The organism is Bacillus sp. SJZ110, assembly GCF_006715455.1.
GTDB lineage: Bacteria > Bacillota > Bacilli > Bacillales > Bacillaceae > Bacillus > Bacillus subtilis.
The window spans coordinates 333,767-358,463 of the sequence record NZ_VFNF01000004.1; the positions used below are offsets into that span (position 1 = coordinate 333,767).

A 24,697-nucleotide genomic window follows, 5' to 3' on the forward strand; every position below is an offset into this window, starting at 1 on the left:
GAAATAGAGGTGCTTACATGAACAAAGGCCAGAGGCATATTAAAATCAGAGAGATCATTACAAGCAATGAAATCGAAACGCAGGATGAATTGGTCGACATGCTAAAGCAGGATGGATACAAAGTAACGCAAGCCACGGTATCACGGGATATTAAAGAACTTCACCTTGTAAAAGTGCCTACAAATAACGGTTCTTACAAATACAGTCTTCCGGCGGACCAGCGTTTCAATCCGCTGTCTAAGCTAAAGCGGGCCTTGATGGACGCATTTGTGAAAATAGACTCTGCAAGCCATATGATCGTACTGAAAACGATGCCGGGCAATGCTCAGGCAATCGGGGCGCTGATGGACAATTTGGACTGGGATGAAATTATGGGAACCATTTGCGGAGATGACACGATTTTAATTATTTGCCGGACTCCTGAAGATACAGACGGTGTAAAAAACAGACTGCTTGAACTGCTGTAACAGAATCTAACAAAGATAAGAGGTGTAATGCTGTTTGTTAGCTGAACTATCGATTAAAAACTTTGCCATTATTGAGGAACTGACGGTTTCTTTTGAACGCGGGCTTACGGTTTTAACAGGAGAAACCGGAGCCGGCAAATCCATTATCATAGATGCCATTTCTCTTTTAGTCGGAGGCCGCGGATCATCTGAATTTGTTAGATATGGGGAAGCAAAAGCCGAACTTGAAGGGCTGTTTCTGTTGGAGAGCGGCCATCCTGTTTTAGGCGTATGCGCTGAGCAGGGAATCGACGTTTCAGACGAAATGATCGTCATGAGAAGGGATATCAGCACGAGCGGGAAAAGCGTTTGCCGTGTCAATGGCAAGCTTGTCACGATTGCCTCGCTAAGAGAGATCGGCAGGCTTTTATTAGATATTCACGGGCAGCACGATAACCAGCTGTTAATGGAAGACGAAAATCATCTCCAGCTTTTGGACAAGTTTGCCGGGGCCGAAGTGGAAAGCGCGCTCAAAACGTATCAGGAAGGGTACCAGCGGTATATGAAGCTGCTCAAAAAGCTTAAGCAGCTTTCTGAAAGCGAACAGGAAATGGCCCATCGTCTTGATCTTATTCAATTTCAGCTCGAAGAAATCGAATCGGCAAAGCTTGAGCTTAACGAAGATGAACAGCTCCAAGAAGAGCGCCAGCAAATTTCAAACTTTGAGAAGATATATGAGTCGCTGCAAAATGCATATAACGCGCTTCGCAGTGAGCAGGGCGGATTGGACTGGGTTGGAATGGCATCAGCGCAGCTTGAAGATATATCTGATATTAACGAACCGCTGAAAAAACTGTCTGAAAGTGTTTCGAACTCCTACTATTTGCTTGAGGATGCCACATTTCAGATGAGAAATATGCTGGATGAGCTTGAATTTGATCCGGAACGCCTGAACTATATTGAGACACGACTTAATGAAATCAAACAGCTGAAACGAAAATACGGTGCCACTGTTGAAGACATTTTGGAATATGCTTCTAAAATTGAAGAAGAGATTGACCAAATTGAAAACAGGGACAGCCACCTTCAAAGCTTGAAAAAGGAGCTTGACTCCGTCGGCAAAGATGTCGCAGTGGAAGCGGCAAATGTGTCACAAATCCGAAAAACATGGGCGAAAAAGCTGGCTGATGAGATTCATCGGGAATTAAAAAGCCTGTACATGGAAAAATCAACTTTCGATACGGAATTTAAGGTCAGAACAGCGTCACGCAATGAAGAGGCGCCGCTTGTAAACGGCCAGCCCGTTCAGCTGACTGAACAAGGGATTGACCTGGTGAAGTTTTTAATTTCAACCAATACAGGCGAGCCGCTGAAATCCCTTTCGAAAGTCGCTTCAGGTGGAGAGCTGTCACGGGTGATGCTTGCCATAAAAAGCATTTTCTCCTCACAACAGGATGTGACATCGATCATTTTTGACGAGGTTGATACCGGTGTAAGCGGCAGGGTCGCACAGGCAATCGCTGAGAAGATCCATAAGGTGTCAATAGGTTCACAAGTGCTGTGCATTACACACCTGCCTCAGGTGGCTGCCATGGCCGATACGCATCTTTATATTGCGAAGGAGTTAAAAGACGGCAGAACGACGACACGTGTCAAGCCGCTCTCTAAGCAGGAAAAGGTAGCGGAAATCGGGCGCATGATTGCAGGTGTCGAAGTAACCGACTTAACGAAACGCCATGCGAAAGAACTTTTAAAACAAGCGGATCAAGTCAAAACAACTGGGTAAGCTGCGCGAGAAGCGCAGCTTATTTTTTTCGTGCGCATCCATTCGTTCATCAGTATATCCAATGTTTTTCTTCATATGACAGTTATAAATAAGCCGTCAGAAGGCAAAATTAAATGATGTAGCAGCAAGTCATAAAGAAGGTGTGGGATAGGAGCGAGGAGAGTGAAGTAGTGAATGCCCGATAACATCAGAAAAGCAGTAGGTTTAATTCTCCTTGTTTCGTTATTAAGTGTAGGTTTATGCAAACCGCTAAAAGAATATTTACTGATTCCAACGCAAATGAGAGTATTTGAAACCCAAACACAAGCGATTGAAACGAGTTTATCGGTAAACGCTCAGACATCAGAATCCTCTGAAGCGTTTACAGTAAAGAAAGATCCGCATGAAATCAAGGTGACGGGCAAAAAATCAGGTAAGTCAGAATTAGTATACGATCTTGCCGGATTTCCAATTAAAAAAACAAAAGTGCACGTTCTTCCTGATTTAAAAGTTATACCTGGCGGACAATCAATCGGTGTAAAACTTCATTCCGTCGGTGTTCTTGTCGTCGGATTTCATCAAATCAATACAAGTGAAGGCAAAAAATCTCCGGGAGAAACGGCCGGAATTGAAGCGGGCGACATCATTATTGAGATGAATGGACAGAAAATTGAAAAAATGAATGATGTAGCCCCATTTATTCAAAAGGCTGGGAAAACTGGTGAATCTTTAGATTTACTGATCAAACGTGATAAACAGAAAATCAAAACGAAGCTGATCCCAGAAAAGGATGAAGGAGAAGGCAAATACAGAATCGGGTTATATATCAGAGATTCTGCTGCCGGCATCGGCACTATGACCTTTTATGAACCGAAAACAAAAAAATACGGAGCACTTGGCCACGTGATTTCCGATATGGACACAAAGAAACCAATTGTAGTGGAGAATGGAGAAATCGTTAAATCCACTGTAACATCAATTGAAAAAGGGACAGGCGGTAATCCGGGAGAAAAACTGGCGCGATTTTCCTCAGAACGCAAAACGATCGGGGATATTAACAGAAACAGCCCGTTTGGGATTTTCGGCACACTGCATCAGCCGATTCAAAACAACATATCAGATCAAGCATTGCCGGTTGCGTTTTCTACCGAAGTCAAAAAAGGGCCGGCTGAAATTTTAACCGTTATTGATGATGACAAAGTAGAAAAATTCGATATTGAAATCGTCAGCACAACGCCGCAAAAATTCCCTGCGACAAAAGGAATGGTGTTGAAAATTACCGATCCAAGGCTGTTGAAAGAAACAGGAGGCATCGTACAGGGGATGAGCGGAAGCCCGATTATTCAAAATGGAAAAGTGATCGGTGCTGTCACCCATGTATTTGTAAATGACCCGACAAGCGGTTACGGTGTTCATATTGAATGGATGCTGTCAGAAGCAGGAATCGATATTTATGGAAAAGAAAAAGCAAGCTGACTGCCGGAGTTTCCGGCAGTTTTTTTATTTTGATCCCTCTTCACTTCTCAGAATACATACGGTAAAATATACAAAAGAAGATTTTTCGACAAATTCACGTTTCCTTGTTTGTCAAATTTCATTTTTAGTCGAAAAACAGAGAAAAACATAGAATAACAAAGATATGCCACTAATATTGATGATTATGATTTTTTTAGAGGGTATATAGCGGTTTTGTCGAATGTAAACATGTAGCAAGGGTGAATCCTGTTAACTACATTTGGGGAGGAAGAAACGTGGAGAAAATTAAAGTTTGTGTTGCTGATGATAATCGAGAGCTGGTAAGCCTGTTAAGTGAATATATAGAAGGACAGGAAGACATGGAAGTGATCGGCGTTGCTTATAACGGACAGGAATGCCTGTCGCTGTTTAAAGAAAAAGATCCCGATGTGCTCGTATTAGATATTATTATGCCGCATTTAGACGGACTTGCGGTTTTAGAGAGGCTGAGGGAATCAGATCTGAAAAAACAGCCGAATGTCATTATGCTGACAGCCTTTGGACAGGAAGATGTCACGAAAAAGGCCGTCGATTTAGGCGCGTCCTACTTTATTCTCAAACCGTTTGATATGGAAAACCTTGTCGGCCATATCCGCCAGGTCAGCGGAAATGCCAGCAGTGTGACGCATCGTGCGCCATCATCGCAAAGCAGTATTATACGCAGCAGCCAGCCTGAACCAAAGAAGAAAAATCTCGACGCGAGCATCACAAGCATTATCCATGAAATCGGCGTCCCAGCCCATATTAAAGGCTATCTCTATCTGCGCGAAGCAATCTCAATGGTATACAATGACATCGAATTGCTCGGCAGCATTACAAAAGTCCTCTATCCGGACATCGCCAAAAAATTTAACACAACCGCAAGCCGTGTAGAAAGAGCGATCCGCCATGCAATTGAAGTGGCATGGAGCAGAGGAAACATTGATTCCATTTCCTCGTTGTTTGGTTATACTGTCAGCATGACAAAAGCTAAACCGACAAATTCGGAATTCATTGCAATGGTTGCGGATAAGCTGAGATTAGAACATAAGGCTTCTTAAACATGAGCTTATTAAGTGGTCATTAAATCAAACGTCTTTTATTTATTAGTTTGCGCTGATAAATAGGAGGCGTTTTGTTTTGGGGACATTTGTAGTATGGGAGAAGAATATTAAGTATCCGCATATAGTAAAGGATAGGTTTGAAAAGTAAGGAAAGCAAATGGCGGTATTACCTGCACTCTTGGTCCATTCATACATCTTATAGGATCACGAAGCATGATCGACCCTAAATGTGTCCGTTATAAAATGAAACCTTTCTCCTGCAAAATCGTAAGTAAGGCGTATTCATGTAAAAAGGAGACGTACGAATGAAAAAGAAAAAAGCAAGAAAGCGTGAGGGGTTTTTCCTGGATTTTCTTTTCGAAGTTGGTGGGGAGCTCTTTCTTTTGCTGTTTAGATGTGTACACAAACTATTTATATAAAGGGAAAAAGACTGCCGAATCGTTTCGGCAGTCTTTTGCACATTAATCTTTATAAGGCACCCAGCCTGGCGTGTTCACAATTGCTTTCCAAAGCGGTTCAGGCAAATGATATTTTTCTTTATCTGTGCCTTTGATCACTGTTTCGATTTGCTTTTCACGGCCTTCTTTTACTTTTACCGTCCAGTTAGGGTCAACTAGAATTTCGCGTCCCATAGCGACTAACGGAATACCGTTTTCGATGACGGCAAGCGCGTCATCAGCGGAATGGATGGAACCGACGGCGATCAGCGGCACTTTGTTTCCGACACGTTCATTCAATAAGTCCATGCGTGTGCGAGTCGGATCTGCACCGCGGCGCGCTTTTGAGTTCACGTCCATCAGTGAGATATGAAGATAATCCAATTCTTTATCCCCTAAAGCATCAACAAGCGTATAAGTTTCAGTCATTGTCAATCCCGGTGTCTCAGGTTCTTCCGGAGACAGGCGGTATCCGACTAAGAACGCACCCTTCGCATGTTCTGAAGCGGCTTTTTTCACTTCATCGACAATAGCGAGCGGGAAGGCTAATCGTTTTTCATCGCTTCCTCCCCAGCGATCCGTGCGCTGGTTGGTTTTCGGAGAATAAAACTGCTGAATTAAGTAGCCGTTTGCACCGTGAATTTCGACACCGTCAAAGCCCGCTTCAATGGCACGTCTTGTCGCTTCTCCAAACGCCTTCACAATGTTTTCCACTTCTTCTTCTTTTAATGCGCGAGCAATTTGTTTGCCGTTATCAAACACGTCACTTGGCCCCACAACATCTTGTTGAGGAACAAGCTCAGACGGGCACTCAATACCGCCGTGATGAATTTGTACAACAGCTTTAGCGCCTTGTGCCTGAATGGCTTGTGCTAACTTTTTTAAACCTGGAATGTTGGAATCGTCATGGATGGCCGGCTGCCCGGGGAATGCTTTTCCGTCCGGTGTAACATTTGCGCAGGCTGTAATCACCATTCCCATCTCTTTTGAACGGGGGATGATGTAGTCGAGCTCCGCTTCAGATATTGTACCGTCTTCATTAGAAGCGTAATGAGTCATCGGTGCTACTGCGATCCGGTTGTCGATTGTAACGCCGCTTTTAAACGTAAATGGTTCAAACAGAGGCTTATACTTAGGATTCATTTGATCATCTTCTTTCGTTTGGATTCGCACATATTCTAGCCTATATGTAAAAATTAATGCAATTGATCTGCTTTACCGACTGAATATCTTGAGTGCAGAGTGATGTTTTCGCCGCTCTTTTTCGGGGCCTTTGTAGCCGCCGCTGATTTGGTGGCCGATGGAGCATGTGATGACAGCTGCCGCCAGCAGCAGAACGAATTTTTTCATGGCTTTAACTTCTTTCAATAAAGTAAATATCCTTTAAAAGGTTACGCTTGGCTGACCCACCCGTCAAACGATTTGCTCACCCTATTCTCAAATTTTTTAAAATGAATAAAAAGTTGCTTCTTTCCGCTAATTTTTTCTAATTGACGCCTCAATTAGAGCCATCCTCATAGACAAATCTGCTCGTTATCTTTCTAACAACAGGAAATGATCGGGTCGTATAGCCCTTTTGAAAATCATGGAACTTGCTCGCCTGCATTCGCGTTGTCTTTACAAATTCGCCATTCTGGTCAAAGATAAAAGCCAAACATCAGGAAGAGGTGGTCATGTGAAACAAACGGTTCTTTTGCTGTTTACTGCGCTCTTTCTTTCGGGGTGCAGTGTTGCAAGTGCGGATGACTCAGTGCCAAGGTTTACCGAAGAGGGAAAATACATTGGCTCGGCTGATCCTCATACGATTGCGGTTTCTCTTAATGGAGAAGAAACCATGATACAAGTTCCGAAGGATAAACGTGATGAATGTGAATCACTGCCAGATCAGACACATGTCCTGGTGAAATATACAAAGAAGGATAATGGAACTTTACAGCTGGAAGATATTCAGCTGCGAAAGAACTCGTGACCGGAGGGAGTAAGTTGAGAATGTTATGGAGGAGCTTGGCGCTGTGCGGATTGGCTTTGACGCTCGCGCCTTGTGCACAGGCAGCAGAGCCGATAGAAGGGAAAACAGTGTATATTGATGCCGGACACGGCGGTGAAGACAGTGGAGCGGTCGGAAACGGGCTCTTTGAAAAGGATATTAATTTGGCTGTCTCAGAGCATGTGACAGACAAACTAAAAGAGGAGGGAGCCAATCCTGTTGCATCCCGGTCTGACGATCATTTTCTGACCTTGGAGGAAAGAGTGGCTAAGGCAAGTGCCAATCAGGCTGACCTTTTTGTCAGCATTCATGTGAATTCAGGGGTTGCTTCAGCTTCAGGAACAGAAACGTATTTTCAGTCTGATTATGAAGGGGAGAACAGCCGGCGTCTGGCATCCGATATTCAGTCACAGCTCGTTTCATCCTTACAAACGAGAGACAGGGGCGTGAAAGAATCAGACTTTTACGTCATTACATATTCACAAATGCCAAGTGTGTTGGCGGAGCTTGGGTTTATCACTAACAGTTCTGATGCGGACAAGCTGGGAAGTGAAGAATACCAGCAAAAGGCCGCAGATGCGATTGTCAACGGCATTGATTCTTATTATGATCAGTAGATTGATACAGCCTTAATCCTAGAGTGGAGCCGACAAAATAAGTATAATGGAGAAAACTTTAGGGTTTGAGGTGAAACGATGACAAAGATTTTTGCCCACCGGGGGGCATCAGGTCAATTTCCCGAAAATACAATGCTTGCATTTGAAAAAGGAATTGAAGCCGGAGCGGATGGGATAGAGCTTGATGTACAGCTGACGAAAGAAGGACGCATTGTTGTGATTCATGATGAAAGACTTAATCGCACGACATCACTTAAAGGATTCGTGAAGGATACAGCCTATGATGAGGTAAAGACTGCGAATGCGGCCGCTGGTCACGATCAAGCGTACAGCGATATAAAAGTGCCGCTGCTAGAAGATGTGCTCTCGTGGGCGGTAAAAAAGGATTTTCTCATCAACATTGAATTAAAAAACAGCGTGATCCGCTATGAGGGAATGGAAGAAAAAGTGCTGGAGGCAGTGAAGCGATTCAATGTAGAGGACAGAGTCATCCTATCCACGTTTAATCATGACAGCTTGGCGCTATGCGCCCGGCTTGCGCCGCATATCGAACGGGCAGTATTAACTTCAGATGTGCTTTATCAGGCAGATCGATATATCGCGTCTATTCCGGCTTCCGGCTATCACCCGAAGTTAAACAGCCCAGGGGTCACAGATGAAGTGCTGAAGAAAATGAGGAACAGTTCGATTAAGGTAAGGCCGTATACAGTCAATCGTCCGGAAGATATGAAGTGTCTCATTGAAGCGGGAGCAGACGGCATGTTTACCGACTTTCCAGAAAAGGCTTCGGCATTGCTGAAAAATGAATAGTTGTTAGAAGGAGGCTGTTTGATGCAGCCTTCTTTTTTCATTCATTCATGCCCTTTTCAAAGCATACATTCATAGAAGACAACTAGAAATTGTAAGCGCTGTCTATCTTCTGAATGAGGTGAAACCATGAGGAAAACAGTCATTGTAAGTGCTGCAAGAACTCCATTTGGCAAATTCGGCGGAGTTTTGAAAGAGGTGAAAGCTGCTGAGCTTGGGGGCATTGTGATGAAGGAGGCGCTGCAACGGGCTGGAGTCTCTGGAGATGATGTAGAAGGAAACGTCATGGGCATGGTTGTCCAGGCCGGCTCAGGGCAGATACCTTCCCGTCAAGCTGCCCGTCTGGCGGGAATGCCTTGGAGTGTGCCGTCAGAAACACTGAATAAAGTCTGTGCTTCCGGCCTTCGTGCTGTCACTTTATGTGATCAAATGATTCGGGCGCAGGATGCGAACATACTTGTTGCGGGGGGAATGGAAAGCATGAGCAATATTCCGTATGCCGTTCCCGCCGGGCGCTGGGGAGCACGGATGGGGGACGGCGAGCTTAGGGACTTAATGGTGTATGACGGATTAACGTGCGCATTTGACGAGGTGCACATGGCTGTTCACGGAAATATAGCTGCCATGGAATATGCAATCTCACGAAGAGAGCAGGACGAATGGGCGTTGAGAAGTCATGCAAGGGCAGCTAAGGCCGCCGATGAAGGGAAGTTTCAGGATGAAATTGTTCCTGTCAACTGGATCGGTCGAAAAGGAAAACCAAACGTTGTTGATAAAGATGAAGCGATTCGCCGTGACACAAGTCTGGATCAGCTCGCGAAACTTGCTCCTATTTATGCAAGTGACGGTTCTATCACAGCCGGCAATGCTCCTGGAGTCAATGACGGAGCCGGCGCGTTCGTGCTGATGTCTGAGGAAAAAGCTGCTGAGCTTGGCAAACGGCCTCTGGCTACAATTCTTGGTTTTTCAACTACGGGAATGCCAGCGCACGAGCTGGCGGCAGCGCCGGGATTTGCCATTAACAAGCTCCTGAAAAAGAACGGTTTAACTGTCCAAGATATTGACTTGTTTGAAGTAAATGAAGCTTTTGCTTCAGTTGTTTTGACATGTGAAAAAATCGTAGGTTTCGATCTTGAAAAAGTAAATGTAAATGGCGGTGCGATCGCGCTCGGCCATCCGATCGGCGCGAGCGGGGCGAGAATTCTCATGACGCTTGTTTATGAATTAAAGCGGCGGGGAGGGGGGCTGGGCGTTGCCGCTATTTGCAGCGGGGCAGCACAGGGAGACGCCGTCTTAGTGCAGGTTCATTAAAACATGATGAAAAAGGGGATTTGAATGGAAATCAAACAAATCATGGTAGCTGGCGCAGGTCAGATGGGAAGCGGAATTGCTCAAACAGCTGCCGACGCGGGCTTTTATGTGCGGATGTATGATGTGAATCCAGAGGCCGCTGAGGCAGGATTGAAACGGCTGAAGAAACAGCTGGACCGTGATGCTGAGAAAGGAAAAAGGACCGTGACGGAAGTGAAGAGCGTAATCAGCCGCATTTCGATTTCTCAAACGCTTGAGGAGGCAGAGCATGCGGACATTGTGATTGAGGCTATCGCAGAAAACATGGCGGCAAAAACTGAGATGTTTAAAACACTTGATCGCATGTGCCCGCCTCATACGATTTTGGCCAGCAATACATCTTCCTTGCCTATTACAGAAATCGCTGCTGTAACAAGCCGGCCTCAACGGGTTATTGGCATGCATTTTATGAATCCCGTCCCTGTAATGAAGCTGGTTGAAGTGATTCGCGGCTTGGCTACATCAGAAGAAACGGCCTTAGATGTTATGGCATTAGCGGAAAAGATGGGGAAAACAGCGGTAGAAGTCAATGATTTTCCTGGGTTTGTTTCCAACCGTGTGCTTCTTCCAATGATTAATGAAGCCATCTATTGCGTGTATGAGGGAGTGGCGAAGCCGGAGGCAATAGACGAAGTGATGAAGCTGGGCATGAATCATCCGATGGGTCCGCTTGCATTAGCGGATTTTATCGGACTGGATACGTGTTTATCAATTATGGAAGTCCTTCACTCAGGCCTTGGCGATTCCAAATACCGTCCATGCCCGCTGCTCCGCAAGTATGTCAAAGCAGGCTGGCTTGGCAAAAAGAGCGGACGCGGTTTTTATGACTATGAGGAGAGGACTTCCTGAAGTCTATTCCATCCGGGGGTGGCCGAGTTGCATGTAACGCAAGAGCAAGTCATGATGCGAAAAATGGTGCGTGATTTTGCACGAAAAGAAATTGCTCCCGCTGCGGAAATCATGGAGAAAACGGACGAATTTCCCTTTCAGCTGATCAAAAAAATGGGTGAACACGGACTGATGGGAATACCGGTGCCGGAACAATACGGCGGTGCCGGGGCGGACGTTGTTTCTTATATTTTGGCGATTCATGAGATTTCTAGAATCAGTGCGGCTGTCGGCGTGATACTCTCCGTTCATACCTCAGTCGGCACAAATCCAATTCTGTATTTCGGCAACGAAGAACAAAAGATGAAATATATACCAAAGCTCGCGTCAGGAGACCATTTGGGCGCATTTGCACTAACGGAGCCTCACTCGGGGTCGGATGCCGGGAGCCTCCGCACAACAGCAATCAAAAAGAACGGCAAATATCTATTAAACGGATCGAAAATATTCATAACGAATGGCGGAGCAGCTGATATCTATATCACATTTGCTTTAACAGCTCCAGATCAAGGCAGGCACGGAATTTCGGCTTTTATTGTTGAAAAAAACACACCCGGTTTTACCGTTGGAAAAAAAGAAAGAAAGCTGGGGCTTTATGGCTCCAATACTACGGAACTGATTTTTGATAATGCAGAAGTGCCTGAAGCCAATTTGCTTGGCAAAGAGGGGGATGGCTTTCACATTGCCATGGCGAATTTAAATGTCGGCCGGATCGGCATTGCGGCACAGGCCCTCGGAATTGCAGAGGCGGCTCTTGAGCATGCCGTTGATTATGCGAAGCAGCGAGTGCAATTTGGAAGGCCGATCGCAGCCAATCAAGGCATATCATTTAAGCTGGCTGACATGGCGACTAGGGCAGAGGCGGCAAGACATCTTGTCTACCACGCCGCAGACCTTCATAACCGCGGCCTAAATTGTGGAAAAGAAGCGTCTATGGCTAAACAATTTGCTTCCGATGCAGCCGTGAAGGCAGCGTTAGACGCCGTTCAAATTTATGGAGGATATGGCTATATGAAGGATTATCCGGTTGAGCGCTTGCTTCGCGATGCAAAGGTGACGCAAATCTATGAAGGGACGAACGAGATTCAAAGACTGATTATTTCTAAGTATTTGCTTGGCGGAACCTGATAGACAAAAAACGCATAAACGGAGGTTGAGGATATGGAGGAGAAACAGCAATATTCTCCAGGGTTGGACGGTGTGATTGCGGCAGAAACTCATATTTCTTATCTTGACACGCAGTCCAGCCAGATTTTGATAAGAGGCTATGATTTAATAGAACTTTCTGAAACAAAAAGCTATCTGGAGCTTGTCCATTTATTGCTGGAGGGCAGGCTGCCAGAAGAAAGTGAAATGGAGACGCTGGAACGTAAAATAAACAGTGCCGCAAGCCTGCCTGCTGATCATCTCCGTCTGCTTGAGCTGCTCCCTGAGGACACTCATCCAATGGATAGTCTGCGTACCGGCCTGTCGGCACTTGCTGGCTATGATCGGCAAATTGATGATCGGTCTCCTTCCGCAAACAAAGAACGCGCCTATCAGCTTCTTGGGAAAATGCCTGCCCTCACTGCTGCCAGCTACAGGATCATTAATAAGAAAGAACCGATTCTTCCGCTTCATACCTTATCCTACAGTGCGAATTTTCTATACATGATGACAGGGAAATTGCCGTCTTCATTGGAAGAACAGATTTTTGACCGGTCGCTCGTCCTGTATAGTGAGCATGAGATGCCGAATTCAACCTTTGCGGCCAGGGTCATTGCATCTACACATTCAGATCTTTATGGGGCTTTGACTGGGGCTGTCGCTTCCCTGAAAGGGAATCTTCACGGAGGAGCAAACGAAGCTGTGATGTATTTGCTTTTGGAGGCAAAAACGACATCTGATTTTGAGCAGCTTCTGCAAACAAAACTGAAAAGAAAAGAAAAAATCATGGGCTTCGGCCACCGGGTGTATATGAAAAAAATGGACCCAAGAGCACTCATGATGAAAGAGGCGCTGCAGCAATTATGCGATAAAGCCTGTGACCATCGTTTATATGAGATGTGTGAAGCGGGTGAGCGGCTGATGGAGAAGGAAAAAGGGCTTTACCCGAATTTGGATTACTATGCTGCCCCGGTGTATTGGATGCTCGGCATACCGATTCCTTTATATACGCCGGTCTTTTTCAGCGCGAGAACGTCCGGTTTATGCGCCCATGTGATCGAACAGCATGCCAATAATCGGCTCTTCCGTCCCCGTGTCAGTTACATGGGCCCGCGATATCAAACAAAATCATGAAAGGAGCTGGTAGAATGCCGAAAACGGATCGTGTAATCGTAGAAATCACAGACTATGTGCTTGAAAAAGAGATTACTAGTACCGAAGCGTATACTACAGCGGGGCATGTATTGCTGGATACCCTGGGCTGCGGGATCTTGGCGCTACGGTATCCGGAATGCACAAAGCTGCTTGGCCCGATTGTTCCAGGAACGACTGTGCCGAATGGAAGCAAAGTGCCGGGAACGTCATATGTTCTCGATCCTGTGAGGGCAGCGTTTAATATCGGCTGCATGATTCGCTGGCTCGATTACAACGATACGTGGCTGGCGGCGGAGTGGGGGCATCCATCCGATAACTTGGGAGGAATCCTTGCCGCTGCTGATTATGTATCAAGAGTGAGGCTGTCTGAAGGAAAAGAGCCGTTAACAGTACGCGACGTACTTGAGATGATGATCAAAGCACACGAGATTCAAGGTGTGCTGGCGTTAGAAAACAGCTTAAATCGAGTTGGCCTTGACCATGTGCTGTTTGTCAAAGTTGCGACAACCGCTGTTGCGGCAAAGCTTTTGGGCGGCGGAAGAGAAGAAATCAAAAATGCGCTTTCGAATGCATGGATTGACAATGCAGCATTGAGGACATACCGCCATTCACCGAATACAGGCTCGCGTAAATCATGGGCGGCAGGAGATGCAACGAGCAGAGGTGTTCATTTGGCGCTGATGTCGTTAAAAGGGGAAATGGGTTATCCGACAGCCCTGAGTGCACCGGGTTGGGGGTTCCAAGACGTTTTATTCAATAAGAAAGAGATCAAGCTTGCCCGTCCGCTCGACGCTTATGTCATGGAAAATGTGTTATTTAAAGTGTCTTATCCTGCGGAATTTCACGCCCAGACAGCGGCGGAGTGCGCCGTCATTCTTCACCCGCAGGTAAAGAACCGGATTGACGAGATAGACCGAGTTGTCATCAGAACGCATGAATCCGCTATCCGAATCATTGATAAAAAAGGCCCGCTCCACAATCCGGCAGACCGCGATCACTGTCTCCAATACATTACAGCAATCGGTTTGCTTTTTGGTGATATCACCGCACAGCATTATGAAGCTGAAACAGCGAGTGATCCGAGAATAGATAAACTTCGTGATAAAATGGAAGTGACTGAAAATAAAATATATACCGAGGATTATTTGAAGCCTGATAAACGTTCCATCTCAAATGCCGTTCAGGTTCATTTTAAAGACGGAACGAGCACGGAAATGGTGGAATGTGAGTTTCCCCTCGGCCATCGTTTTCGAAGAGAGGAAGCAGTGCCTAAACTGCTGGAAAAGTTTTCTGACAATCTCAAAACCCATTTTCCTGATAAACAGCACAAACACATTTATGAGCGCTGTACCAGCTATGAGACATTACAAACGATGCGCGTAAATGAATTCGTAGACATGTTCTGCATGTAAAAGGGGGATTTTGTTTCATGTCGTGGATCGTCAATAAGCAATCGTCACAAGAGGAGCTTGCCGGGCGTTTCCGCAAGCTGATGTCAGCACCGGACATTCTTCAAATTCCCGGCGCCCATGACGGGATGGCCGCTTTGCTTGCGAAAGAAGCCGGTTTTTCTGCTATTTATTTGTCCGGTGCTGCCTATACAGCCAGCAGGGGGCTGCCTGATTTAGGGATCATCACATCGGCAGAGATAGCTGAACGGGCCAAAGATCTTGTGCGTGCAGCTGATCTGCCTTTGCTTGTGGATATCGATACGGGATTTGGCGGTGTCTTAAATGCCGCCCGAACAGCCCGGGAGATGCTTGAAGCCAGGGTAGCAGCCGTTCAAATAGAAGACCAGCAGCTCCCAAAAAAATGCGGACATTTAAATGGCAAACAGCTAGTTCCGATAAAGGAAATGGCGCAAAAAATAAAAGCCATTAAACAAGCGGCACCCTCCCTTATTGTTGTTGCCCGTACTGATGCCAGGGCGCAGGAAGGGCTTGCTGCCGCAATAAAACGTTCAGAGGTTTACATTGAGGCGGGAGCGGACGCAATTTTCCCGGAAGCGCTACAGGCGGAGAATGAATTCCGCCAGTTTGCTGAGCGTATCTCCGTTCCGCTCCTTGCGAATATGACTGAATTTGGGAAAACGCCGTATTATCGTGCCGATGAATTCAAAGATATGGGGTTTCACATGGTGATATATCCTGTCACCTCGCTTCGAGCGGCGGCAAAAGCTTGTGAGCGGATGTTTGGTTTGATGAAGGAGCACGGCTCACAAAAAGAAGGACTTCATGATATGCAGACACGAAAAGAACTGTACGATACGATTTCTTATTATGATTATGAAGCGTTAGACAAAACGATTGCCAAGACCGTTTTGCCTGACGAATAGTGCAACAAAAAAAGCCGGAGCATCCTCCGGCTTTTTTGCAGCTATCGTTTTCTGAATCGCGGGCTGACTTGATTGCGTTTTCTGTCTCTGTATAAAATGAACCCGGCCAGCACATAGAGGCCGATCGCAAAAAAGATGAATCCTGACAACCCTTGGAGCCAAAGAGCTGAAAATGGCTTGATTGTATGGCCGAAAAGTGTATCTCTCATCAGTTTAATGCCTAAAGCAGAAATAGCCCCGGGGATGACTAATATTAAAAGCGCAAGAAGTCGGCTCATCTTCAGAAAACCCCTTTATCTTTTCATTTCCTTTATTGTCCAGCGGAAAAAATATTTTGTCAAGAGAAGAAAACGTGGTAACATAGGGTTGTGCAAATTATTGCAACGGAATAAATAGGTGTGCAAATTTTTTCATACAAAGGGGTATCGGGATGCAAAAGGTACTGATAGTAGGTGCCGGCAAAAGGGGAACGGCGTTATTACATATTCTGATTAAAACAGCCATCATAGATATCATTGCCGTAGTTGACAAAGACCCCGAAGCGCCGGGATTGAAAGAAGCAGAACAGTATGGGATTGCCGTATCATCTGATTGGAAACCTTACATACAACAAAAACCGGATATCGTCATTCATACCACCGGCGATCAAGCCGTGTTTGACGAGCTCCTTCAAAGAAAGCATGAAGATACCATTGTCATGCCAGGGAAAATGGCATACATCGTTTTTCAGCTGATGGAAGAAAAGCAGCACCTGATTCAAATGCTAAAAGAGCAAACCTATAAATATGACAGAATTTTTAATTCCACCCATGATGGAATGATTTTTATTGATATCAATGAAGAAATCATTCTCTTTAACCATATGGCCGAAAAAATGGTCGAAAAAAAACGTGAGGAAGTCATTGGGCGCCCAATAAAAGAAGTGATTCCGAGCACTAAGATGCCGCGGATTTTAAAAACAAGAGTGCCTGAATACAACCAGAAGCAGCTGTTAGGCGATCATTTGCAAATTGTGACCACAAGACTGCCGATTATTGATGAAGGCGGACGTCTGCTCGGGGCTCTTTGTGTGTTTAAAGATATCACTGATGCGGTCGAGCTGGCAGAGGAAGTGACCAACTTAAAGCAGGTCCGTACGATGCTGGAGGCAATTATTCAATCCTCCGATGAGGCGATTTCTGTCGTTGATGAAAACGGCATCGGCCTGCTAATCAATAAAGCGTATACGAAAATGACGGGGCTTTCTGAAAAAGAAGTCATCGGCAAGCCTGCAAACACTGATATTTCCGAAGGCGAAAGCATGCATTTAAAGGTGCTTGAAACAAGACGTCCTGTCCGCGGTGTCAGAATGAAGGTCGGCCCGAATGAAAAAGAGGTCATCGTTAATGTAGCACCGGTGATTGTGGACGGGATTTTGAAAGGCAGCGTCGGCGTGATTCACGATGTTTCCGAAATTAAAATGCTGACAGCGGAGCTTAACCGCGCCAGACAAATTATTCGCACGCTTGAAGCGAAATACACGTTTGACGACATTATCGGCAAAAGCGAGCAAATGCTGGTTGCGCTTGAGCAGGCGAAGCTCGGTGCGAAAACACCTGCAACCATCTTGCTGCGCGGGGAATCAGGAACAGGAAAAGAACTGTTCGCCCATGCCATCCATAACGAAAGTGACCGGAAATACAATAAATTTATTCGCGTGAATTGTGCAGCCCTTTCTGAAAACCTGCTCGAATCAGAATTGTTCGGCTATGAGGATGGTGCGTTTTCAGGAGCGAAGCGCGGCGGTAAAAAGGGTTTATTTGAGGAAGCAAATAACGGCAGTATTTTCTTAGATGAAATCGGTGAGCTGACACAAAATATGCAGGCCAAATTGCTACGCGTCCTTCAAGAAAAGGAAATCGTCAGAGTGGGCGGCACGAAAGCGATCCCTGTCAACGTCAGAGTGATTGCGGCGACAAATGTAAATATTGAAAAGGCGATGGCGGACGGAACATTCCGGGAAGACCTGTATTACCGGATCAATCGCTATCCGATCTCCATCCCGCCTTTGCGGCAGCGGTTGGAGGACATTGAAGCATTGAGCGTCAGACTTATCCAAAAGATCAACCGGGATTACGGCAGGAATGTAAAAGGGCTCTCACAGCAAGCTTTGCGCGCCTTATCTGCCTACCATTGGCCTGGGAATGTCCGGGAGCTTGAAAATGTCCTTGGACGAGCCATGATTTTTCTGAATCCGCATATGGAATGGATTGAAAAAGATCACTTGCCTGTATTCGAACTTGAGCAAAAAGAAAATGACACAGACCAGGGAACAGGTTTTGATTTTCCGGATATTGAAGGCGAAAAGCTGTCTGTCGCAGTAGAAAAATTTGAAGCGCATTTGATCCAGCAAACGCTTGAAAAGCATCATTTTAACCGGACAAAAACAGCAAAAGCTCTCGGTGTCAGCATTCGGAACTTATATTACAAAATGGATAAATATGGCCTTGCAAATGAAGGCATGCAATAATTTGCAGAATAAACGCAAACATCTGCACGAATGTTTCGGTATACCTGGTATGACAGCACCCTTAAGAGCTGGCATGGAACTTGCATAATAAAAGGCGGAGTCGAAACAAGAAAGGTGGTAACAGATGAAGCTGAAAGATTTAATCGGCAAAGCGTCGATACACAAAAATAAGACCATTGCGGTTGCTCATGCTGAGGATGAGGAAGTGATCCGGGCTGTAAAGCTGGCAGCCGAGCACCTATCCGCCCGTTTCTTGTTAACGGGCGACAGCAAAAAACTGAACGAGCTGACATCATCCATGCAAGGGCATCAAGTGGAAATCGTCCATGCCAATACTCCTGAGGAATCGGCGAAATTAGCGGTTCGTGCTGTGCATCATAAAACAGCGGACGTTTTAATGAAAGGCAATGTGCCGACTTCTGTTTTGCTTAAAGCGGTATTGAACAGACAGGAGGGGCTTCGGTCAGCAAGTGTCCTTTCTCACGTGGCTGTCTTCGATATACCGGATTTTGACCGGCTGATGTTTGTGACAGATTCGGCAATGAATATTGCTCCTTCGCTGGAAGAGCTCCGGCAGATTTTGCAAAATGCCGTTCATGTGGCCCATGCAGTAGGGAACAATATGCCAAAAGCAGCTGCCCTTGCAGCGGTCGAAACGGTGAACCCAAAAATGGAAGCAACCGTGAATGCAGCTGCTCTAGCTCAAATGTACAAAAGGGGCCAGATCAAAGGCTGCATTGTTGATGGACCGCTTGCTTTGGATAACGCAGTTTCACAAATTGCCGCGGCCCAGAAAAAAATTTCGGGAGACGTAGCGGGCAACGCAGATATCCTTCTCGTCCCAACAATTGAGGCCGGCAATATTTTATATAAATCACTGATTTATTTTGCCAAGGCCAGCGTGGCGGCTGTCATTACAGGAGCAAAAGCACCGATTGCCTTAACAAGCAGAGCGGACTCTGCTGAAAATAAACTGTATTCCATTGCGCTGGCAATATGCGCATCTGAAGAATACACACATTAGGAGGAACGAACATGGAACTTTTTAAATATATGGAGAAATACGATTACGAACAATTGGTATTCTGCCAGGATGAACAATCTGGATTAAAAGCGATTATCGCCATTCATGATACAACGCTTGGTCCGGCGCTTGGCGGAACGAGAATGTGGACATATGAAAATGAAGAAGCGGCAATTGAAGATGCGCTCAGATTGGCTAGAGGCATGACCTATAAGAACGCGGCGGCCGGCTTAAACCTTGGCGGCGGAAAAACAGTCATTATCGGCGATCCGCGCAAAGACAAAAATGAAGAAATGTTCCGCGCGTTTGGCCGCTATATTCAAGGGCTGAACGGCAGATACATCACGGCTGAAGATGTGGGCACAACGGTCGAGGATATGGATATCATTCATGATGAGACAGACTATGTCACAGGGATTTCTCCTGCTTTCGGCTCTTCTGGAAATCCGTCCCCAGTCACAGCGTACGGGGTGTACAGAGGAATGAAGGCAGCAGCTAAAGCTGCTTTTGGAACCGACTCTCTTGAAGGAAAAACCATTGCTGTACAGGGTGTTGGGAACGTAGCCTATAACCTTTGCCGCCACCTGCATGAAGAAGGAGCAAACTTAATCGTTACGGATATCAACAAACAATCTGTACAGCGTGCAGTTGAAGATTTTGGCGCCCGTGCTGTAGATCCTGATGACATTTATTCACAAGACTGCGATATTTATGCGCCGTGTGCCCTTGGTGCAACTATTAACGACGACACCATTAAACAGCTGAAGGCGAAAGTGATCGCAGGTGCGGCTAACAACCAATTAAAAGAGACACGCCATGGTGATCAAATTCACGAAATGGGCATCGTTTATGCACCGGATTACGTGATTAACGCGGGCGGTGTTATCAACGTGGCAGATGAGCTTTACGGCTATAATGCAGAACGTGCATTGAAAAAAGTTGAAGGCATTTACGGCAATATCGAGCGTGTACTAGAGATTTCTCAGCGTGACGGCATTCCTGCATATTTAGCGGCTGACCGCTTGGCAGAGGAACGAATTGAACGCATGCGCCGCTCAAGAAGCCAGTTTTTGCAAAACGGCCACAGTGTATTAAGCAGACGTTAAGAAATTGATCTGGAGGTTATGAAAGTGCTACATGACGAAAAACGCATTCTCACAATTAATCCAGGCTCAACTTCAACGAAAATCGGTGTTTTTCATAACGAAAGAAGCATTTTTGAAAAAACATTGAGACACAACATAGAAGAGCTGCAGCGATTTGACCGAATTATTGATCAGTATGAATTTCGTAAAAACCATATTCTCGAAACGCTTCATGAACAGGGAATCAATATCTCAAAGTTTGATGCAGTCTGCGCAAGAGGCGGCCTTCTCCGGCCAATTGAAGGCGGGACCTACGTGGTGAATGATGAGATGATTGAGGATTTGAAAAGCGGCTACGCCGGTCAGCATGCTTCTAATCTCGGCGGTATTATCGCGCGGGAAATCGCTGATGGCCTGAATATCCCTTCGTATATCGTCGACCCTGTTGTCGTAGACGAAATGTCAGTGCTTGCGAAAGTTTCAGGCATGCCTGAAATTGAACGGAAAAGCATTTTCCATGCGTTAAACCAAAAAGCTGTCGCTCGTAAAGCGGCAGTCTCTCTTGGCAAACGATATGAGAACATGAAAATGATTATTACCCATATGGGCGGAGGTATTACAATTGGCGTCCATGACCGCGGGCGAGTGGTAGATGTCAATAACGGCCTGCACGGCGAGGGACCATTCAGTCCTGAACGAGCAGGAACAGTGCCTGCGGGAGATCTTGTTGATCTATGTTTTTCAGGGGAATATACAAAAGAAGAAATCATGAAAAAGCTTGTTGGCACCGGCGGACTTTTAGGCTATCTCGGTACAAATGATGCAGTAAAAGTGGAACAAATGATTCAGGGGGGCGATGAAAAAGCCCGCTTCATTTATGATGCCATGGCATATCAGGTAGCAAAGGAAATCGGGGCAGCCAGCGCGGCGTTAAAAGGCGAAGTTGAAGCGATTGTGCTGACGGGAGGCCTTGCGTACGGCAAAAGCTTTGTTTCTGCTATCAGATCATACATAGATTGGATTTCAGACGTTTTAGTTTATCCGGGTGAAAATGAACTGCAGTCTCTTGCCCAAGGGGCGCTCAGAGTGTTGCTGGGCGAAGAGCAATCCAAACAATATCGTATTGAATAGACAGACAGGAGTGAGTCACCATGGCAACTGAGTATGACGTAGTCATTCTGGGCGGCGGTACTGGCGGTTATGTTGCGGCCATCAGAGCCGCTCAGCTCGGCTTAAAAACAGCCGTTGTGGAAAAGGAAAAACTTGGAGGAACATGTCTGCATAAAGGCTGTATCCCGAGTAAAGCGCTGCTTAGAAGCGCAGAGGTATACCGGACAGCTCGTGAAGCCGATCAATTCGGGGTAGAAACGGCTGGCGTGTCCCTCAACTTTGAAAAAGTGCAGCAGCGTAAGCAAGCCGTTGTTGATAAGCTTGCAGCGGGTGTAAATCATTTAATGAAAAAAGGAAAAATTGACGTGTACAAAGGATACGGTCGTATCCTTGGACCGTCAATCTTCTCTCCGCTGCCGGGAACAATTTCTGTTGAGCGGGGAAATGGCGAAGAAAATGACATGCTGATCCCGAAACAAGTGATCATTGCAACAGGATCAAGACCGAGAATGCTTCCGGGTCTTGAAGCCGACGGTAAGTCTGTACTGACTTCAGATGAGGCGCTCCAAATGGAGGAGCTGCCACAATCAATCATCATTGTCGGCGGAGGAGTTATCGGTATCGAATGGGCGTCTATGCTTCATGATTTTGGTGTGAAGGTAACGGTTATTGAATACGCGGATCGCATATTGCCGACTGAAGATCTAGAGATTTCAAAAGAAATGGAAAGTCTTCTTAAGAAAAAAGGCATCCAGTTCATAACAGGGGCAAAAGTGCTGCCTGACACAATGACAAAAACATCAGATGATATCAGCATACAAGCGGAAAAAGACGGAGAAACCGTTACCTACTCTGCTGAGAAAATGCTTGTTTCCATCGGCAGACAGGCAAATATCGAAGGCATTGGCCTAGAGAACACCGATATTGTTACTGAAAATGGCATGATTTCAGTCAATGAAAGCTGCCAAACGAAGGAATCTCATATTTATGCAATTGGAGACGTAATCGGTGGCCTGCAGTTAGCTCACGTTGCTTCACATGAGGGAATTATTGCTGTTGAGCATTTTGCAGGTCTCAATCCGCATCCGCTTGATCCGACGCTTGTGCCGAAGTGCATTTACTCAAGCCCTGAAGCTGCCAGTGTCGGCTTAACCGAAGACGAAGCAAAAGCGAACGGGCATAATGTCAAAATCGGCAAGTTCCCGTTTATGGCGATTGGAAAAGCGCTTGTATACGGTGAAAGCGACGGTTTTGTCAAAATCGTGGCGGACCGAGATACAGATGATATTCTCGGCGTTCATATGATCGGCCCGCATGTCACCGACATGATTTCTGAAGCGGGTCTTGCCAAAGTGCTGGACGCAACGCCGTGGGAGGTTGGGCAAACGATTCACCCGCATCCAACGCTTTCTGAAGCAATTGGAGAAGCAGCGCTTGCCGCAGATGGCAAAGCCATTCATTTTTAAAAGCATAAAGGAGGGGCTTGAATGAGTACAAACCGACATCAAGCACTAGGGCTGACTGATCAGGAAGCCGTTGATATGTATAGAACCATGCTGTTAGCAAGAAAAATCGATGAAAGAATGTGGCTCTTAAACCGTTCTGGCAAAATTCCATTTGTAATCTCTTGTCAAGGACAGGAAGCAGCACAGGTAGGAGCGGCTTTCGCACTTGACCGTGAAATGGATTATGTATTGCCGTACTACAGAGACATGGGTGTCGTGCTCGCGTTTGGCATGACAGCAAAGGACTTAATGATGTCCGGGTTTGCAAAAGCAGCAGATCCGAACTCAGGAGGCCGCCAGATGCCGGGACATTTCGGACAAAAGAAAAACCGCATTGTGACGGGATCATCTCCGGTTACAACGCAAGTGCCGCACGCAGTCGGTATTGCGCTTGCGGGACGTATGGAGAAAAAGGATATCGCAGCCTTTGTTACATTTGGGGAAGGGTCTTCAAACCAAGGCGATTTCCACGAAGGGGCAAACTTTGCCGCTGTCCATAAGCTGCCGGTTATTTTCATGTGTGAAAACAACAAATACGCAATCTCAGTGCCTTACGATAAGCAAGTCGCATGTGAGAACATTTCCGACCGTGCCATAGGCTATGGGATGCCTGGCGTAACTGTGAATGGAAATGATCCGCTGGAAGTTTATCAAGCGGTCAAAGAAGCACGCGAAAGGGCACGCAGAGGAGAAGGCCCGACATTAATTGAAACGATTTCTTACCGCCTTACACCACATTCCAGTGATGACGATGACAGCAGCTACAGAGGCCGTGAAGAAGTAGAGGAAGCGAAAAAAAGTGATCCCCTGCTTACTTATCAAGCTTACTTAAAGGAAACAGGCCTGCTGTCCGATGAGATGGAACAAACCATGCTGGATGAAATTATGGCAATCGTAAATGAAGCGACGGATGAAGCGGAGAACGCCCCTTATGCAGCTCCTGAGTCAGCGCTTGATTATGTGTATGCGAAGTAGGGAGGAAGAACAAATGTCAGTAATGTCATATATTGATGCAATCAATTTGGCGATGAAAGAAGAAATGGAACGAGATTCTCGCGTTTTCGTCCTTGGGGAAGATGTAGGAAGAAAAGGCGGTGTGTTTAAAGCGACAGCCGGACTCTATGAACAATTTGGGGAAGAGCGCGTTATGGATACGCCGCTTGCTGAATCTGCGATCGCAGGAGTCGGTATCGGAGCGGCAATGTACGGAATGAGACCGATTGCTGAGATGCAGTTTGCTGATTTCATTATGCCGGCAGTCAACCAAATTATTTCTGAAGCGGCTAAAATCCGCTACCGCAGCAACAATGACTGGAGCTGTCCGATTGTCGTCAGAGCGCCATACGGCGGAGGCGTGCACGGGGCCCTGTATCATTCTCAATCAGTCGAAGCAATTTTCGCCAACCAGCCCGGACTAAAAATTGTCATGCCATCAACACCATATGACGCGAAAGGGCTCTTAAAAGCCGCAGTTCGTGATGAAGACCCAGTGCTGTTTTTTGAGCACAAGCGGGCATACCGTCTGATAAAGGGAGAGGTTCCGGCTGATGATTATGTCCTGCCAATCGGCAAGGCTGACGTAAAACGGGAAGGCGACGACATCACAGTGATCACATACGGTCTGTGTGTCCACTTCGCCTTACAAGCTGCAGAACGTCTCGAAAAAGATGGCATTTCAGCGCATGTGGTGGATTTAAGAACAGTTTACCCGCTTGATAAAGAAGCCATCATCGAAGCTGCGTCCAAAACTGGAAAGGTTCTTTTGGTCACAGAAGATACAAAAGAAGGCAGCATCATGAGCGAAGTAGCCGCAATTATATCCGAGCATTGTCTGTTCGACTTAGACGCGCCGATCAAACGGCTTGCAGGTCCTGATATTCCGGCTATGCCTTATGCGCCGACAATGGAAAAATACTTTATGGTCAACCCTGATAAAGTGGAAGCGGCGATGAGAGAATTAGCGGAGTTTTAAA

23 protein-coding genes are annotated in these 24,697 nt (G+C 46.2%); 20 read left to right on the top strand and 3 right to left on the bottom strand.

All coding sequences use genetic code 11. The features are described 5' to 3' along the window. Nucleotides 1-17 precede the first annotated feature (17 nt). The 4 genes from argR (at nt 18) to spo0A (ending at nt 4,766) form a co-directional block, all read left to right on the top strand. Nucleotides 18-467, top strand: a complete 450-nt coding sequence (gene argR / locus FB592_RS14270) for an arginine repressor ArgR (protein ID WP_014114358.1) — start codon at nt 18-20, stop codon at nt 465-467. A 34-nt stretch (nt 468-501) separates the two neighbouring features. Further along, nucleotides 502-2,232 (top strand): DNA repair protein RecN, encoded by a 1,731-nt coding sequence (gene recN, locus FB592_RS14275; RefSeq protein ID WP_038829742.1) that lies wholly within the window; start codon nt 502-504, stop codon nt 2,230-2,232. A 174-nt stretch (nt 2,233-2,406) separates the two neighbouring features. Further along, nucleotides 2,407-3,687, top strand: coding sequence for a SpoIVB peptidase (gene spoIVB / locus FB592_RS14280; protein ID WP_103803304.1), 1,281 nt, complete (start codon nt 2,407-2,409; stop codon nt 3,685-3,687). 275 nt (nt 3,688-3,962) lie between these two features. After that, on the top strand, nt 3,963-4,766 hold the full coding sequence (gene spo0A / locus FB592_RS14285) for a sporulation transcription factor Spo0A (protein ID WP_003226427.1): 804 nt from the start codon (nt 3,963-3,965) through the stop codon (nt 4,764-4,766). Nucleotides 4,767-5,230: 464 nt separating this feature from the next. On the opposite strand, the gene FB592_RS14290 is transcribed toward spo0A, so the two are convergent. Then, nucleotides 5,231-6,349, bottom strand: coding sequence for an NADH-dependent flavin oxidoreductase (locus FB592_RS14290; RefSeq protein WP_032726120.1), 1,119 nt, complete (start codon nt 6,347-6,349; stop codon nt 5,231-5,233). Between the two features lie 72 nt (nt 6,350-6,421). Continuing rightward, entirely contained in the window at nt 6,422-6,574 is a 153-nt protein-coding gene (locus FB592_RS14295; RefSeq protein ID WP_014480226.1) for a hypothetical protein, read from the bottom strand. Nucleotides 6,575-6,881: 307 nt separating this feature from the next. On the opposite strand from FB592_RS14295, the gene FB592_RS14300 reads away from it, so the two are divergent. From FB592_RS14300 to prpB, 9 genes are all read left to right on the top strand, one after another. Further along, a complete protein-coding gene (locus tag FB592_RS14300) occupies nt 6,882-7,175 on the top strand; it encodes a lipoprotein (protein ID WP_003230284.1) in 294 nt (97 codons plus the stop codon). 14 nt (nt 7,176-7,189) lie between these two features. Continuing rightward, on the top strand, nt 7,190-7,810 hold the full coding sequence (locus tag FB592_RS14305) for an N-acetylmuramoyl-L-alanine amidase family protein (RefSeq protein WP_010886565.1): 621 nt from the start codon (nt 7,190-7,192) through the stop codon (nt 7,808-7,810). Between the two features lie 78 nt (nt 7,811-7,888). Next, the gene (locus FB592_RS14310) at nt 7,889-8,620 is read left to right on the top strand and encodes a glycerophosphodiester phosphodiesterase (protein WP_041850009.1); all 732 of its coding nucleotides are present in this window, start codon (nt 7,889-7,891) and stop codon (nt 8,618-8,620) included. 126 nt (nt 8,621-8,746) lie between these two features. Then, complete coding sequence (locus FB592_RS14315; RefSeq protein WP_041850008.1) at nt 8,747-9,928, top strand: acetyl-CoA C-acetyltransferase; 1,182 nt, start codon at nt 8,747-8,749, stop codon at nt 9,926-9,928. A 24-nt stretch (nt 9,929-9,952) separates the two neighbouring features. Then, nucleotides 9,953-10,816, top strand: coding sequence for a 3-hydroxybutyryl-CoA dehydrogenase (locus tag FB592_RS14320; RefSeq protein ID WP_041850007.1), 864 nt, complete (start codon nt 9,953-9,955; stop codon nt 10,814-10,816). A 27-nt stretch (nt 10,817-10,843) separates the two neighbouring features. After that, complete coding sequence (locus tag FB592_RS14325; RefSeq protein WP_032726112.1) at nt 10,844-11,983, top strand: acyl-CoA dehydrogenase; 1,140 nt, start codon at nt 10,844-10,846, stop codon at nt 11,981-11,983. A 33-nt stretch (nt 11,984-12,016) separates the two neighbouring features. Further along, nucleotides 12,017-13,135 carry a citrate synthase gene (mmgD, locus tag FB592_RS14330; protein ID WP_041850006.1) on the top strand — a complete coding sequence of 373 codons (1,119 nt, stop codon included), beginning with the start codon at nt 12,017-12,019 and terminating at the stop codon, nt 13,133-13,135. Between the two features lie 14 nt (nt 13,136-13,149). Beyond that, nucleotides 13,150-14,568, top strand: a complete 1,419-nt coding sequence (locus FB592_RS14335) for a bifunctional 2-methylcitrate dehydratase/aconitate hydratase (protein ID WP_103803306.1) — start codon at nt 13,150-13,152, stop codon at nt 14,566-14,568. Nucleotides 14,569-14,585: 17 nt separating this feature from the next. After that, complete coding sequence (gene prpB, locus FB592_RS14340) at nt 14,586-15,491, top strand: methylisocitrate lyase (RefSeq protein WP_038829749.1); 906 nt, start codon at nt 14,586-14,588, stop codon at nt 15,489-15,491. A gap of 41 nt (nt 15,492-15,532) precedes the next feature. On the opposite strand, the gene FB592_RS14345 is transcribed toward prpB, so the two are convergent. After that, the gene (locus FB592_RS14345; RefSeq protein ID WP_003230304.1) at nt 15,533-15,769 is read right to left on the bottom strand and encodes a DUF2627 domain-containing protein; all 237 of its coding nucleotides are present in this window, start codon (nt 15,767-15,769) and stop codon (nt 15,533-15,535) included. Nucleotides 15,770-15,921: 152 nt separating this feature from the next. On the opposite strand from FB592_RS14345, the gene FB592_RS14350 reads away from it, so the two are divergent. The 7 genes from FB592_RS14350 to bfmBAB all read left to right on the top strand — a co-directional run bounded on the left by FB592_RS14350 (nt 15,922) and on the right by bfmBAB (nt 24,696). After that, the gene (locus tag FB592_RS14350) at nt 15,922-18,000 is read left to right on the top strand and encodes a sigma-54 interaction domain-containing protein (RefSeq protein ID WP_038829750.1); all 2,079 of its coding nucleotides are present in this window, start codon (nt 15,922-15,924) and stop codon (nt 17,998-18,000) included. Between the two features lie 124 nt (nt 18,001-18,124). Then, entirely contained in the window at nt 18,125-19,024 is a 900-nt protein-coding gene (gene yqiS / locus FB592_RS14355) for a phosphate butyryltransferase (RefSeq protein WP_004398694.1), read from the top strand. An 11-nt stretch (nt 19,025-19,035) separates the two neighbouring features. After that, nucleotides 19,036-20,130 (top strand): branched-chain amino acid dehydrogenase, encoded by a 1,095-nt coding sequence (gene bcd, locus FB592_RS14360; RefSeq protein ID WP_003230309.1) that lies wholly within the window; start codon nt 19,036-19,038, stop codon nt 20,128-20,130. A gap of 18 nt (nt 20,131-20,148) precedes the next feature. Further along, nucleotides 20,149-21,240 (top strand): butyrate kinase, encoded by a 1,092-nt coding sequence (buk, locus tag FB592_RS14365; protein ID WP_141949688.1) that lies wholly within the window; start codon nt 20,149-20,151, stop codon nt 21,238-21,240. A gap of 20 nt (nt 21,241-21,260) precedes the next feature. Then, nucleotides 21,261-22,685, top strand: coding sequence for a dihydrolipoyl dehydrogenase (gene lpdA / locus FB592_RS14370; protein ID WP_141949690.1), 1,425 nt, complete (start codon nt 21,261-21,263; stop codon nt 22,683-22,685). 21 nt (nt 22,686-22,706) lie between these two features. Beyond that, nucleotides 22,707-23,699, top strand: a complete 993-nt coding sequence (bfmBAA, locus tag FB592_RS14375; protein WP_032726106.1) for a 3-methyl-2-oxobutanoate dehydrogenase subunit alpha — start codon at nt 22,707-22,709, stop codon at nt 23,697-23,699. Between the two features lie 13 nt (nt 23,700-23,712). Then, entirely contained in the window at nt 23,713-24,696 is a 984-nt protein-coding gene (gene bfmBAB, locus FB592_RS14380) for a 3-methyl-2-oxobutanoate dehydrogenase subunit beta (RefSeq protein ID WP_004398638.1), read from the top strand. Nucleotide 24,697: the final 1 nt, after the last annotated feature.

Bases quoted from the DNA above. Each gene is read 5' to 3' on its own strand.
- FB592_RS14320 (WP_041850007.1), top strand. From the start codon at position 9,953: ATGGAAATCAAACAAATCATGGTAGCTGGCGCAGGTCAGATGGGAAGC.
- bfmBAB (WP_004398638.1), top strand. From the start codon at position 23,713: ATGTCAGTAATGTCATATATTGATGCAATCAATTTGGCGATGAAAGAA.
- FB592_RS14315 (WP_041850008.1), top strand. From the start codon at position 8,747: ATGAGGAAAACAGTCATTGTAAGTGCTGCAAGAACTCCATTTGGCAAA.
- argR (WP_014114358.1), top strand. From the start codon at position 18: ATGAACAAAGGCCAGAGGCATATTAAAATCAGAGAGATCATTACAAGC.
- bcd (WP_003230309.1), top strand. From the start codon at position 19,036: ATGGAACTTTTTAAATATATGGAGAAATACGATTACGAACAATTGGTA.
- FB592_RS14345 (WP_003230304.1), bottom strand. From the start codon at position 15,769: ATGAGCCGACTTCTTGCGCTTTTAATATTAGTCATCCCCGGGGCTATT.
- FB592_RS14290 (WP_032726120.1), bottom strand. From the start codon at position 6,349: ATGAATCCTAAGTATAAGCCTCTGTTTGAACCATTTACGTTTAAAAGC.
- prpB (WP_038829749.1), top strand. From the start codon at position 14,586: ATGTCGTGGATCGTCAATAAGCAATCGTCACAAGAGGAGCTTGCCGGG.
- bfmBAA (WP_032726106.1), top strand. From the start codon at position 22,707: ATGAGTACAAACCGACATCAAGCACTAGGGCTGACTGATCAGGAAGCC.
- buk (WP_141949688.1), top strand. From the start codon at position 20,149: ATGAAAGTGCTACATGACGAAAAACGCATTCTCACAATTAATCCAGGC.
- spoIVB (WP_103803304.1), top strand. From the start codon at position 2,407: ATGCCCGATAACATCAGAAAAGCAGTAGGTTTAATTCTCCTTGTTTCG.
- mmgD (WP_041850006.1), top strand. From the start codon at position 12,017: ATGGAGGAGAAACAGCAATATTCTCCAGGGTTGGACGGTGTGATTGCG.
- FB592_RS14335 (WP_103803306.1), top strand. From the start codon at position 13,150: ATGCCGAAAACGGATCGTGTAATCGTAGAAATCACAGACTATGTGCTT.
- FB592_RS14350 (WP_038829750.1), top strand. From the start codon at position 15,922: ATGCAAAAGGTACTGATAGTAGGTGCCGGCAAAAGGGGAACGGCGTTA.
- FB592_RS14310 (WP_041850009.1), top strand. From the start codon at position 7,889: ATGACAAAGATTTTTGCCCACCGGGGGGCATCAGGTCAATTTCCCGAA.
- yqiS (WP_004398694.1), top strand. From the start codon at position 18,125: ATGAAGCTGAAAGATTTAATCGGCAAAGCGTCGATACACAAAAATAAG.
- lpdA (WP_141949690.1), top strand. From the start codon at position 21,261: ATGGCAACTGAGTATGACGTAGTCATTCTGGGCGGCGGTACTGGCGGT.